The organism is Vibrio sp. 10N.261.46.A3 (assembly GCF_041472995.1).
In the GTDB taxonomy this organism is placed as follows: domain Bacteria; phylum Pseudomonadota; class Gammaproteobacteria; order Enterobacterales; family Vibrionaceae; genus Vibrio; species Vibrio coralliirubri.
The window spans coordinates 1-13003 of the sequence record NZ_JBFRRH010000104.1; the positions used below are offsets into that span (position 1 = coordinate 1).

10 protein-coding genes are annotated in these 13003 nt (G+C 45.1%); 6 read left to right on the top strand and 4 right to left on the bottom strand.

The genetic code is table 11. The features are described from left to right. Window positions 1-197: 197 nt before the first annotated feature. Window positions 198-458, bottom strand: a complete 261-nt coding sequence (gene rpsT / locus AB4484_RS21290) for a 30S ribosomal protein S20 (protein WP_004739529.1) — start codon at window positions 456-458, stop codon at window positions 198-200. Window positions 459-709: 251 nt separating this feature from the next. On the opposite strand from rpsT, the gene murJ reads away from it, so the two are divergent. The 6 genes from murJ to ispH all read left to right on the top strand — a co-directional run bounded on the left by murJ (window position 710) and on the right by ispH (window position 8552). Continuing rightward, window positions 710-2272, top strand: a complete 1563-nt coding sequence (gene murJ / locus AB4484_RS21295; RefSeq protein ID WP_032545655.1) for a murein biosynthesis integral membrane protein MurJ — start codon at window positions 710-712, stop codon at window positions 2270-2272. Window positions 2273-2342: 70 nt separating this feature from the next. After that, on the top strand, window positions 2343-3278 hold the full coding sequence (gene ribF, locus AB4484_RS21300; RefSeq protein ID WP_017062867.1) for a bifunctional riboflavin kinase/FAD synthetase: 936 nt from the start codon (window positions 2343-2345) through the stop codon (window positions 3276-3278). Window positions 3279-3341: 63 nt separating this feature from the next. After that, window positions 3342-6200, top strand: coding sequence for an isoleucine--tRNA ligase (ileS, locus tag AB4484_RS21305; protein ID WP_372080289.1), 2859 nt, complete (start codon window positions 3342-3344; stop codon window positions 6198-6200). Between the two features lie 157 nt (window positions 6201-6357). After that, on the top strand, window positions 6358-6858 hold the full coding sequence (gene lspA / locus AB4484_RS21310; RefSeq protein WP_004735054.1) for a signal peptidase II: 501 nt from the start codon (window positions 6358-6360) through the stop codon (window positions 6856-6858). 149 nt (window positions 6859-7007) lie between these two features. Next, a complete protein-coding gene (gene fkpB / locus AB4484_RS21315; protein WP_082151324.1) occupies window positions 7008-7439 on the top strand; it encodes an FKBP-type peptidyl-prolyl cis-trans isomerase in 432 nt (143 codons plus the stop codon). 156 nt (window positions 7440-7595) lie between these two features. After that, complete coding sequence (gene ispH / locus AB4484_RS21320) at window positions 7596-8552, top strand: 4-hydroxy-3-methylbut-2-enyl diphosphate reductase (protein WP_081090359.1); 957 nt, start codon at window positions 7596-7598, stop codon at window positions 8550-8552. A gap of 133 nt (window positions 8553-8685) precedes the next feature. Here the strand turns inward: ispH and btsR are convergent, their stop codons facing one another. The 3 genes from btsR to AB4484_RS21335 form a co-directional block, all read right to left on the bottom strand. Beyond that, window positions 8686-9417 carry a two-component system response regulator BtsR gene (gene btsR, locus AB4484_RS21325; protein ID WP_017106772.1) on the bottom strand — a complete coding sequence of 244 codons (732 nt, stop codon included), beginning with the start codon at window positions 9415-9417 and terminating at the stop codon, window positions 8686-8688. 105 nt (window positions 9418-9522) lie between these two features. Further along, window positions 9523-11193 carry a sensor histidine kinase gene (locus AB4484_RS21330; RefSeq protein ID WP_248368402.1) on the bottom strand — a complete coding sequence of 557 codons (1671 nt, stop codon included), beginning with the start codon at window positions 11191-11193 and terminating at the stop codon, window positions 9523-9525. A gap of 255 nt (window positions 11194-11448) precedes the next feature. After that, window positions 11449-12942 carry a carbon starvation protein A gene (locus AB4484_RS21335; protein ID WP_372080292.1) on the bottom strand — a complete coding sequence of 498 codons (1494 nt, stop codon included), beginning with the start codon at window positions 12940-12942 and terminating at the stop codon, window positions 11449-11451. Window positions 12943-13003 lie beyond the last annotated feature (61 nt).

A 13003-nucleotide genomic window follows, 5' to 3' on the forward strand; every position in this document is an offset into this window, starting at 1 on the left:
CTACTTATCTACTTATCTACCTACTAATTTGCTTCTCTATTTATTTTCCTGATTGTTTGTTTTATCTATTTGCTTAACAGTCTATCGGTAAGCAAAACGGCTGTTAGCACGTAAAATAAAAGCGTTACTCAAAATTTAGATATAAAAAAACCGGCCTAGGCCGGTTTTTTTCGTTTTGCGTTGTAATCAAATTTCTATTAAAGAGCTTTGATTGCAGCAGCGAAACGAGACTTATGACGTGCAGCTTTATTCTTATGAATAAGGCCTTTAGTCGCCATACGGTCAAGAAGTGGTGTAACTTCTACAAGAGCAGCAGTTGCAGCTTCTTTATCACCAGCTGCGATAGCTGCGATAGTCTTTTTCATGTAAGTGCGCATCATAGAACGACGGCTAGCATTGTGCTGGCGACGTTTCTCAGCTTGGATAGCGCGCTTCTTAGCAGATTTACTGTTTGCCAAGGGTCTAACTCCCAAAAACTTAGTTCGGTGACAATTTAAGGGCGAGGACTATCCCTCATTAGCGCTTAATTGTCAAATGATTTGTGCAAAAACCAATCGTAGCCAAACAAACTTTGGTATGGAAAGGTCATCGCGGTTAAGATGGCGGGGATTCTAACAGCATTTTTAGACCAATGCTAATAAATATGCTTCTTAGGACAGGATAGTATTTATCCTCGCTTGAAAGTAATCAACCAGTGTCAGAGGTTTCTGTGAGTAAACGACTATTAAAGTCAGGCCTGATTGTCAGCGCAATGACTTTTGTTTCCCGTGTATTGGGGCTAGTACGTGATGTAGTAGTAGCAAATTTGATGGGGGCAGGAGCGAGTGCCGACGTATTTTTCTTCGCTAATAAAATTCCTAATTTCTTACGTCGACTTTTTGCAGAAGGTGCGTTTTCTCAAGCGTTTGTTCCTGTATTAACGGAATATCACGCCGCAGGCGATAAAGATAAGACACGAGATTTAATTGCTAAGGTGTCGGGTACGCTCGGGGTCTTAGTTTCTATTGTCACCGTTATCGGGGTGTTGGGCTCTGGTGTGATCACCGCGATGTTTGGGGCAGGTTGGTTTATCGACTGGCTAAATGATGGCCCATCAGCGCCAAAATTTGAGCTAGCGAGCTTTATGCTCAAGATTACCTTTCCTTATTTATGGTTTATCACCTTCGTCGCTTTATCTGGTGCCATTCTTAATACATTAGGTAAGTTTGCGGTATCTTCTTTTACGCCTGTGTTCTTGAACGTGATGATCATAGGCGCTGCATGGTTTATCTCACCTAATTTAGAACAACCAGAAATTGGTTTGGCGATTGGTGTGTTTCTTGGCGGCTTAGTCCAATTCCTTTTCCAAATGCCTTTCTTGATCAAAGCGGGTGTGTTGGTTAAGCCAAAGTGGGGTTGGCGAGATCCGGGTGTGGTTAAGATCCGCACATTAATGATCCCTGCTCTGTTCGGTGTCTCGGTCAGTCAAATCAACTTATTGTTTGATACCTTTATTGCCAGCTTTCTCGCAACAGGCTCTATCAGTTGGTTGTACTACTCAGACCGACTGCTTGAATTTCCTCTCGGTTTATTCGGTATCGCGATTGCGACCGTGATTCTTCCTGCTTTATCTCGTAAACACGTAGATGCTCAAGGGGAAGGGTTCGCGCATACCATGGACTGGGGCGTGCGCATGGTGTTGCTGCTTGGTATTCCTGCGATGTTAGGTCTTATCGTTTTAGCTAAACCAATGCTAATGGTGTTATTCATGCGCGGTGAGTTCTCTCCACACGATGTACAGCAGGCATCGATGTCATTGGTGGCTTACGCGTCAGGCTTGCTTAACTTCATGTTGATTAAAGTGTTAGCCCCGGGCTATTACTCTCGCCAAGATACCAAAACACCGGTTAAGTACGGCATTATCGCTATGGTGACCAATATGGTGTTTAACGCGATCTTTGCTTATTTCTATGGTTATGTTGGTTTGGCGATTGCGACGGCATTGTCTGCTTTTGTGAATATGGCGTTGTTATATCGTGGATTACACCTTGCGGGTGTGTATCAATTAACTAAGACAACCTTGTTGTTTAGTGCCAAATTGATTATCTCAGGTGTGGTGATGGTAGCGGCTATTTTATGGCAGCTGGATAATATGCAACATTGGCTTGAATGGAGCTTCAGCCAGAGAGCGCTGACATTAACAGGCTTGATTGGACTTGGTGGCTTTGTTTATATTGTTTCGGTACTGATTTTAGGTATCCGAGTAAAACATTTAAAAGCAGCGACAGATTAATACTGATTAGTATATAATCCGTCGGTTTCACACAATAAATGATGCAAATAACAGGTTTTAGCTGATCATAATGGAACTGATCCGAGGTATACACAATATTAAAGCGCAGCATCATGGCTGTGTATTAACCATAGGTAACTTCGATGGTGTTCATTTAGGACATCAAGAGGTTCTGAGTCAGGTTTCTAAACAAGCTGCAGCATTAGGGCTACCTTCTGTTGTTATGACGTTTGAGCCGCAGCCTATGGAGCTGTTTGCCCGAGATAGAGCGCCAGCACGTTTAACTCGCTTACGAGATAAATACGTGCAACTGAGCAAGCTAGATATCAGTCGCTTATTGTGTGTTAATTTTAATCAGTATTTTGCAAGTTTATCCGCGGAAGCGTTCATTAAGGATCTTTTGGTTGATAAGCTTGGTGTGAAGTTCTTGGTGGTTGGTGACGATTTTTGCTTTGGTAAAGGTCGCACTGGCAATTTCGCTATGCTCAAAGAGGCGGGCGAGAAGTACGGTTTTGAGGTGGTCAGCACCCAAAGTTATTGCTTAAACCAATTACGAGTAAGCAGTACTGAGATACGAAATGCATTAGCGGTCGATGACTTGGCTGCAAGTGCTACCATGTTAGGACGTGATTACAGTATTAGTGGTCGAGTGTCCCATGGTCGAAAACTAGGGAGAACTATCGGTTTCCCTACCGCTAATATTCCATTAAAGCGTTGTGTTTCTCCTGTATCGGGAGTGTATGTTGTTGAAGCTTTGGATATCGACGGTGTTCCTGTCGGTGGCGTGGCTAATATTGGACAACGACCAACAGTTAATGGGGTAAGGCAGCAATTAGAAGTGCACTTTTTTGACTTTAAAGCCAATTTATATGGTAAACAGTTAGAAGTACGACTTTTGCACAAACTGCGCGACGAGATAAAATTTGAATCGTTCGACGCACTAAAGAATCAAATAGAATTGGATGCTGAAGCCGCAAGGGTGTGGCTGCTTCAGCTAAAGAATTAGTCGGATGATTCCACCGATTAACATAATGTCTAACTTCGCCCAATATAACGGAATTAAGAATCGATGAGTGATTATAAAGATACCCTGAACTTACCAGAAACAGGGTTCCCAATGCGCGGCAATCTGGCAAATCGTGAGCCAGAAATGCTGAAGCGTTGGTACAAAGAAGATCTTTACGGCGAAATCCGTAAGGCAAAGAAAGGTAAAAAATCTTTCGTACTGCATGATGGCCCTCCATACGCGAACGGCGACATTCACATTGGCCACGCGCTGAATAAGATTCTTAAAGACATTATTATCAAATCTAAGACCCTTTCTGGTTTTGATGCACCGTACATCCCAGGTTGGGACTGTCACGGTCTTCCAATCGAGCTAATGGTTGAGAAGAAGAAAGGTAAGCCTGGTCAGAAGATTTCGGCTGCTGAATTCCGCGAAGAGTGTCGTAAGTACGCTGCGGGCCAAGTTGAAGGTCAGAAAGAGAGCTTCAAACGTCTTGGCATCATGGGCGAGTGGGACAAACCTTACCGCACTATGGATTTCGGCACAGAAGCGAACATCATTCGTTCTCTAGGCAAAATCGCAGACAAAGGTCACCTTCTTAAAGGTTTCAAACCAGTTCACTGGTGTACTGACTGTGGTTCTGCTCTGGCTGAAGCTGAAGTTGAATACAAAGATAAAGTTTCTCCATCTATCGATGTGAAATTTACAGCAGCTGACGAAGCGGCACTTCTAGAGAAATTTACTCTAGCTGAAGGCCACGCGGGTCAGGGCGAAATCTCTATCGTTATCTGGACGACAACACCATGGACTCTGCCGGCTAACCGCGCAGTATGTCTACGTGATGATCTTGAATACGTGCTTATCCAAGTTGAAGCAAATGGCGACCAGCCAGCTCAACGTATCGTTGTTGCTTCTGATTTAGCAAAAGACGTAATGGACCGTGCTGGTATCGAGCATTTCCATAACCTTGGTTTTGCAACTGGTGCTGATCTTGAGCTGTCTCAGTTCAACCACCCGTTCTACGACTTTACTGTTCCTGCAGTTCTTGGCGATCACGTAACAACGGATTCAGGTACTGGTGTGGTTCACACTGCGCCTGGCCACGGTCAAGAGGATTTCGTGGTTGGTAAGAAGTACAACCTAGAAATCGCTAACCCAGTTGGCTCAAACGGCGTTTACCTGCCAGATACTGAGCTATTTGCTGGTCAGCACGTATTCAAAGCGAACGACTCTGTTTTAGAAGTTCTAAAAGAGAAAGGTGCACTTTTGCATCACCACGCTTACGAGCACAGCTACCCACATTGTTGGAGACACAAAACTCCAATCATCTTCCGCGCAACACCACAATGGTTCATCTCTATGGAGCAAGCTGGCCTACGTGCTAAAGCACTAGAGTCAATCAAGAGTGTTGAGTGGTTGCCTGAATGGGGTCAAAGCCGTATCGAAGGTATGGTTGAAGGTCGCCCTGAGTGGTGTATCTCTCGTCAACGTACTTGGGGTGTGCCAATTGCTCTGTTCGTTCATAAAGAAACAGCAGAACTTCACCCAGAAAGCCCAGCGCTTATTGAAAAAGTAGCGAAGCTAGTTGAAGAGAAAGGCATTCAAGCTTGGTGGGATGTAGACGCTGCTGAACTTATGGGCGCAGAAGACGCTGATAAGTACGAAAAAGTAATGGATACGCTAGACGTATGGTTCGACTCAGGTGTTACGCACTTCTCTGTTGTTGATTCTCGTGAAGAGTACAACTTCCCGAACGAAGAGCGTACTCACAGTGCTGATCTTTACCTTGAAGGTTCAGACCAACACCGTGGCTGGTTCCAGTCTTCTCTAATTTCATCTATCGCGATGAAAGACGAAGCACCGTACAAGCAAGTACTAACACACGGTTTCGTGGTGGATGGTAACGGCCGTAAGATGTCTAAATCTATCGGTAACGTTGTTGCTCCTAAAGATGTAACCAACAAGCTAGGTGCAGATATCCTGCGTCTATGGGTTGCTTCTACAGACTACACGGGTGAAGTTGCGGTTTCTGATGAAATCCTGAAGCGTTCAGCGGATGCTTACCGTCGTATTCGTAACACGGCTCGTTTCTTCCTAGCGAACTTGAACGGTTTCAATCCTGAAACTGACCTAGTCCCTGCTGAAGAGATGGTTGCACTTGATCGCTGGGCTGTTGGCCGTGCTCAAGCTGCACAAGAAGAGATTGTTAAAGCATACGGTGAGTACAACACTCACGGTGTGACTCAACGTCTAATGCAGTTCTGTTCTATCGAAATGGGTTCTTTCTACCTAGACGTAATTAAAGACCGTCAGTACACAGCGAAGCAGGGCAGCCATGCTCAACGTAGCTGTCAAACGGCGCTTTACTACATCGTAGAAGCTCTAGTTCGTTGGATGGCTCCTATCATGTCGTTCACTGCAGATGAAATCTGGAATGAAATGCCAGGTGAGCGCGACACGTTCGTATTCACAGGTGAGTGGTTCGAAGGTCTATTTGGTCTTGCTGAAGGCGAAGAGCTAAGCAACGAATTCTGGACTGAAATCCAGTCTGTTCGTGGCGCAGTGAACAAGCTTCTTGAAGATGCTCGTAAAGAGAAAACGATCGGTGGTGCACTGCAAGCTGAAGTTACTCTATACGCTGACGATGCACTAGCGGCTAAAATCAATAAGCTAGAAGATGAGCTACGTTTCGTACTTATCACTTCTGCAGCTGTTGTTAAGCCACTGAGCGAGAAGTCTGATGCAGCGCAAGCGACAGACGTTGCTGGTCTATTCGTTGAAGTTGCGGCTACTGAAGCTGAGAAGTGTGACCGTTGTTGGCACCACACTCCAGATGTAGGCACTATCGAAGGTCACGAGAAAGTTTGTGGTCGTTGTGTGTCGAACATCGACGGTGAAGGCGAAGTGCGTAAGTTCGCATAACGACTCAGAGAAAGACTGAACTTTTTGTAAAAATCATAGCCCCAGTATCAACTGGGGTTATTTTTAGTTATAGGAAATGTGTTTAACCAAGTTGGTAATCAAGGTCACGTAAGGTGACTAACAATGAATACCAACTTCGTAAATACTAGGAATAGAAATGAGTGAAGTTTCGTTAAAACAATCTGGTGTACGTTGGTTATGGCTGGCTCTATTGGTCTTCTTGGCTGATATCGGCATTAAACTCTTTGTCATGGACAACATGGGTTATGGCTGGGCAAATCGCATTGAGGTGCTGCCATTCTTTAACTTTTTGTACGTGCATAACTACGGTGCAGCGTTTAGCTTCTTGAGTGATCAAAGCGGTTGGCAGCGTTGGTTATTTACGGGTATCGCATTTGCGGTAACAGGTATGCTGACGTACTGGATGAGCAAACTACCAGCAGCAGAGAAGTGGAATAACATTGCTTATGCGATTATCATTGGTGGTGCGGTAGGTAATGTGTTTGACCGAGTAGTACACGGCTTTGTAGTCGATTACTTAGACTTCTACTGGGGCACTTACCACTGGCCTGCATTTAACTTAGCGGATATGGGAATCTGTATCGGTGCTGCGATGATCATCTTAGATGGTTTCCGTAAGAAAGACGAAAGCAAATAGCTTGCCTCAAAGTCAGTCTATGACTCACAGAATAGAATAGCCCTAAGCGCTGTCGGTTGATTCCGACGGCGCTTTTTTTTATGCTTCAGTCAACAAGGAAGCAAAGCACAGCGCATCCTCAAATAATAAAGAAATCTAAGGAAAGTAACGTGGCAGCAATTAAAAATGATTCAGCAGTAACTCTACATTTTACGATTAAAATGAAGGATGGTTCAGTTGCCGATAGTACGGAAAACATGGGCAAGCCAGCGAAGTTCGTCATGGGTGATGGCAGCCTAAGTGAGAACTTTGAAGCGTGCTTACTTGGACTTGAAGCCGGTACTGAAAAGTCTATCGAACTGAAGGCGGAAGACGCGTTTGGTATGCCAAACCCAGATCATATTCACTATATGGATCGTGCTAAGTTTGTTGGCGACTCTGAAGTTGAAGTAGGCACTATCATGGCATTCTCTGGTCCTGACGGTATGGAAATTCCAGGTATTATTACTGAGATCGCAGGTGATTCAGTGACGGTTGATTTTAATCACCCACTCGCTGGCCAAGACGTTACCTTTGACGTCAATATCTTAGCGGTGGACTAACTATCTTAGCTGTTAATCACTACCTTAACAGTAGAATAACATCGCCTTACAGCTGTGATGTCACCCAGAGCTTCACTGTCTAGGCGCTTCACTGTAGAATGCGAACCGTCGCTGACGGCGAACTCTATAGAAACAACCTTAGTACCGCGGTAAATGATGAGCAATGAAATGAAAATAATGTTAGCTAACCCTCGTGGCTTTTGTGCTGGTGTCGATCGTGCGATCAGCATCGTAGAGCGTGCACTCGAAATGTATCAGCCACCTATCTATGTTCGCCATGAAGTGGTACACAACCGCTTTGTTGTTGAGGGGCTCAAGCAGCGTGGTGCTATTTTTGTCGAAGAACTAAGTGAAGTACCAGACGACAACATCGTAATTTTCTCTGCTCACGGTGTATCTCAAGCCGTTCGTAAAGAAGCAAAAGAGCGCGAACTGACTGTATTTGATGCAACGTGTCCTTTGGTGACTAAAGTTCATATGGAGGTTGCTCGTGCGAGCCGCAAACATATGGAAGTAGTACTGATTGGTCATGCGGGTCACCCTGAGGTTGAAGGCACTATGGGTCAGTACGCTAGCCAAACGGGTGGTATGTACTTGGTTGAGAAGCCAGAAGACGTACAAAACCTTGTGGTGAATGATCCAACGAACCTGCACTACGTAAGCCAAACCACGTTGTCTGTTGATGAAACAGCTGACGTTATCGAAGAGCTACGTCGTGTATTTCCTGAGATCCAAGGCCCTCGTAAAGACGACATCTGTTACGCGACTCAAAACCGTCAAGACGCGGTGCGTGAAATGGCAAACGACGTTGATGTGGTAATTGTGGTTGGTTCTAAGAACTCATCTAACTCAACACGTTTGAAAGAGCTGGCTGAGAAACTAGGCACGCCAGGTTACCTAACTGATTGCCCTGAAGACATTCAAACTGAATGGGTTGAAGGGAAAAAGAAAATTGGTGTGACAGCGGGTGCTTCTGCTCCTGAAGAGTTGGTAAACCAAATCTTAGATCGTATTCGTGAGCTAGGTGCGACTGATGTTGAAGAGATTCAAGGTCGTGAAGAGAACATGTTCTTCGAAGTACCAAAAGAGCTACAGATCAAGCAAGTCGACTAATTTCTATTGATTAGTGACAAAATCGATTCGTGATATTGGCGATGCGTAACACTATCGATTTGTAAACAGCAGGAAGCCAACGTTGATACGTTGGCTTTTTTGATCGCGCTTTATGTCCCGACCTGAAATATGTTTACTGGAGACCGAGTTGCTCTTTTAAAGTCTTTAAGTAGCGACGACTGACAGGCACTTCAAAGCCAGTCAGGGTAATGATCTCCGCTAATCCATTTTCTAGCAGTTTGATCTCTTGGATCGATTTTATGTTGATCAAATACTGCCGATGACAGCGGATCAAATCGGTTTTTTCTTCCAAGATCTTTAGTGTTAACTGTGAGGTCGCGGTTTGCGATGAGCTACGAACATGCACACCACTGATATCGGAATAGGCGCACTCGACCGTTTGGCTTGCCATGATCACAATGCGGTTATGACCGATACACGGGATCTGCTCTAAGTGACAGGGAGCAATCGCTGAGATGTTCTGTTCTGGTGCTTTTTGATTTTGTTTGATGACTTTATTCAGACGACAAACGCTCTTGTTTAATCGACAAGGTTCGACTGGCTTAAGTAGGTAATCAAAAGCGTTATCTTCAAAGGCTTGAATCGCATATTGGTCGTAGGCGGTGACGAATACCACGTAAGGCATGGTGTCAGGGTCAAGCATGCTTAACAGCTCAATCCCGGTAACCTGCGGCATTTGGATATCCAAATACACGACATCAGGCTTGAGTAGGTTGATCTGTTTCAGTCCTTCGATGGCGTTACTCGCTTGGCCAATTATTTCCACCTCTCCGGTTTCGGTCAGCAGCTCAATCAGCTCTTCGCGAGCAAAAAGCTCATCATCGACAACTAATGCCTTTAACATCCTACAATCTTCATCTTGGTTCTATCCCTGCTTGATTCACGCTTATCTTTTAAATGTCTACTTCTATTTATTTCAACTCGGAGCGATTTGTCTCCGAAAATACCATTATTTGAGTATAGGTATGATAAAGCTCATTCGAGTAAATTGCTGTGGTTGAGATTCTATTTTTAGTGCTGAATCTTGTCCAAAGAAATTAGTGAGTCGTTTATCAACAATTTCCATCCCTAATCCTACATGATCTTGAGATGGCTTCTGATAATTACCTGCATTGTCTTCAACGGTTAACTTGAATCCACCCTCGAAAGCCTCGCTATAGATCTTCACTGTGCCACCTTCTAGCATGTTCGAAATGCCATGCTTGATGGCGTTCTCAACCAATGGTTGCAGGGTAAAGCTTGGTAGTTGTGACTCGTATAACTGCGGGTCGATATCCCATTCCACTTCTAGTCGATCGGTAAAGCGTGCTTTCTCTATGGTCAGGTAAGCGTTGACGTGTGCCAGTTCGTCTTTGAGCTTCACGGTGTTGATGTTCTGCTTTAGGTTGCTTCTAAAGAAGTGAGACAGGTGCTGAATCAACTCTCGAGCTTTATCTGGGTCACGACGTGTTACTGCGCTAATGGTGTTAAGCGCATTAAACAAGAAGTGCGGATTCACTTGAGCGTGCAGCAGTTTGATTTCTGCTTGTGTCAGTAGCGTTTGCTGTTGCTGATAGTTGCTAAAGAGGATCTGGCTCGACAATAGCTGAGCGATACCTTCCCCCATCGACATGTTGATGGTCGAGAATAGTTTCAGCTTTGGCTCATAGAGCTTGATGGTACCGACCACTTCGTTACCCGCGCGCAATGGAATAATTAGCGCAGAGCCCAATTTACAATCCTGCGATAGGGAGCATTGGTATGGGTTCTCTTTGCCATCAAGATAGATGATGTCGTTCTGTTCCATCGAAGTGAGCGTGCTTTGCGATGAAATCGGGGTATTCGGAATATGGTGTTCATCACCAATGCCGACGAACGCGAGGATTTTTTCTCGGTCGGTAATCGCTACCGCCCCAACATTGGTCTCTTCATAAACGATACGTACGATTTTTTGTGCGTTATCAGAATTGAAGCCGCCATGTAGGATACCTACTGAACGCTCGGCGATGGTTAATGCGCGGCGTGAGAAGGTAGCCGAGTACTTTTCGAAGATGGTTTTTCTATCTTGGATGATACTCATGAACAACGCAGCACCGACCGAGTTAGCGATGATCATTGGCGCAGCAATGTCGGAAACCAGAGCATAGGACTGCTCAAATGGTTTTGCGACCGCCAGTAGAATCAGCATTTGAATGATCTCTGCAAACAGGGTTACCGAGAAAACCACTAACGGATTAAACAACTGGCTCGCTTTGTTCTTCCTAACGAGATAAACGTGTAACAGGCCGCCAATCAAGCCTTCTGCTGTGGTTGAAATCGCACAAGCCAAGTCTGTGAAACCGCCTAATGAGTAACGGTGAATACCGCCAGTAAAGCCGACGGCAAAGCCAACCACGGGGCCGCCAAACAGACCACCCATTACCGCACCCATCGCACGAGTGTTGGCTATCGCGTCATTAATCTGCAGTCCAAAATAGGTGCCCATAATACAGAACAGAGAAAACAGAACATAACAGCTGACTTTATGACTTAAGCGCGAAGAGATGCTCAACAAAGGGAGAATCAATGGCGTTTTACTTAGCATGTAAGCAATCACCAAGTAGACACAGGTTTGTTGCAGCAGAGAGAGAATGAGTTCCATATTTTCACCTATTGAGACGCTTGTTAAGTGTAAAGCTCATTGCGTGGTAACGGTAGCTTTGCTTGTGTTTTCGTTGGTTATATCGAGCGACGATTGCTTCTCAATGCTGAGATACAGTAAAGCCCATCACTGAGGACGGGCTTTAGTCTTAATATCCAAGAATCACTGGGTGATTACGGGAGCAAGCGAAGTGTGTTTGGCTGCTCTTTTGCCTCTCTATGAAGACTTGTCTCTTTTATCAAAAGTCTGAAAGAACTAGGCAGTTTTGGTTACGCCTTTTGCTTCTTTCTCTTCTTGTTCATCAGCAAGATCGATATCGCCTTTGCCTTTCGAGATTTTGATAACGTAAGCCGCAACACCGAATGCACTCACCACACCGATGATGGTTGAAAGCTGCATTGGTAGCCCAAAGCCTAGTTGGCTGTTGTTCAGGATGAATGTGATACATACAGACGTCATGAAGATAGCTGGAGCCGTTGTTACCCAGTGCAGTTTGTTGTGACGAAGTAGGTAAGCTGAAGCTGTCCACAACATCATTACTGCCGTTGACTGGTTAGCAAAACCGAAGTAGCGCCAGATGATACCGAAATCAACTTGAGTCAAGATGCCACCGATAACGAACAGTGGTAGAGCCATTAGTAGGCGGTTACGCAGAGTTTTCTGTTCCATGTTGAAGTATTCAGCAAGGATAAGACGGCTTGAACGGAATGCTGTGTCACCAGAAGTGATTGGCAGGATAACTACGCCAAGGAAAGCAAGGATACCGCCGAATACACCCAGTAGACCAAATGAAGCGCTGTATACCACGTTACCAGGGCCACCGTTTGCAATCGCGTCAGATAGAGACTCAACTGAACCGAAGAATGATAGAGCAAGTGCACACCAGATTAGAGCGATGATGCCCTCACCAATCATTGCACCGTAGAATACGAAGCGACCGTTCTTCTCGTTTTCCATACAGCGCGCCATCAAAGGAGACTGAGTTGCGTGGAAGCCAGAGATTGCACCACAAGCGATAGTGATGAATAGAGCAGGCCAAAGTGGTAGGTCATTCGGGTTCATGTTGGTGAACATGTCCTTCATCTCGAAGCCTCCCATGATTTGGTGCTCGTCAGATAGACCAATCGCAGTGATTAGGCCAACAGACATGAAGATAAGCAGTGCGCCGAACAGTGGGTAGAAGCGACCAATGATCTTATCGACAGGGACAATCGTTGCGATGATGTAGTAAGCAAAGATGATAACAACCATGGTTGTTGCAGACATCGCGAAATCAGTTTGGTCGTTCACTAGGTTAGTGATCATGCCTGCAGGAGCAGATACGAATACCACACCAACGAGAAGCAGTAGAACAATGGCAAAGATGTTCATAAAGTGTTTTGCGCCATTGCCTAGGTAACGTCCAGTGATAGTTGGAACCGAAGCACCACCATTACGGATAGATAACATACCTGAGAAGTAGTCGTGTACTGCACCTGCGAAGATACAACCTAGCACGATCCAAAGCATCGCTGCTGGGCCGTAAAGGGCACCCATGATAGGGCCGAAGATTGGACCTACACCTGCAATGTTAAGCAGCTGAACTAGGTAAACCTTTGGCGTCGACATTGGAACGTAGTCCACGCCATCTTGTTTGGTGTGAGCAGGTGTTTGACGCTTTTCATTGATACCGAAAATCTTCTCGATAAAGGCACCGTAAATAAAGTAGCCACCAATGAGTGCTGCAACACAGGTAAGAAACCACATCATAATTTGTTATCCCTGAATGTATTAATTAAGTCAGGGTGTATATTAAAGAAGAGTATGAGAA

Coding starts and splice junctions, on each gene's coding strand:
- ribF (WP_017062867.1), top strand. CDS start 2,343: ATGGAACTGATCCGAGGTATACACAATATTAAAGCGCAGCATCATGGC.
- ileS (WP_372080289.1), top strand. CDS start 3,342: ATGAGTGATTATAAAGATACCCTGAACTTACCAGAAACAGGGTTCCCA.
- lspA (WP_004735054.1), top strand. CDS start 6,358: ATGAGTGAAGTTTCGTTAAAACAATCTGGTGTACGTTGGTTATGGCTG.
- ispH (WP_081090359.1), top strand. CDS start 7,596: ATGAGCAATGAAATGAAAATAATGTTAGCTAACCCTCGTGGCTTTTGT.
- btsR (WP_017106772.1), bottom strand. CDS start 9,417: ATGTTAAAGGCATTAGTTGTCGATGATGAGCTTTTTGCTCGCGAAGAG.
- AB4484_RS21330 (WP_248368402.1), bottom strand. CDS start 11,193: ATGGAACTCATTCTCTCTCTGCTGCAACAAACCTGTGTCTACTTGGTG.
- AB4484_RS21335 (WP_372080292.1), bottom strand. CDS start 12,942: ATGATGTGGTTTCTTACCTGTGTTGCAGCACTCATTGGTGGCTACTTT.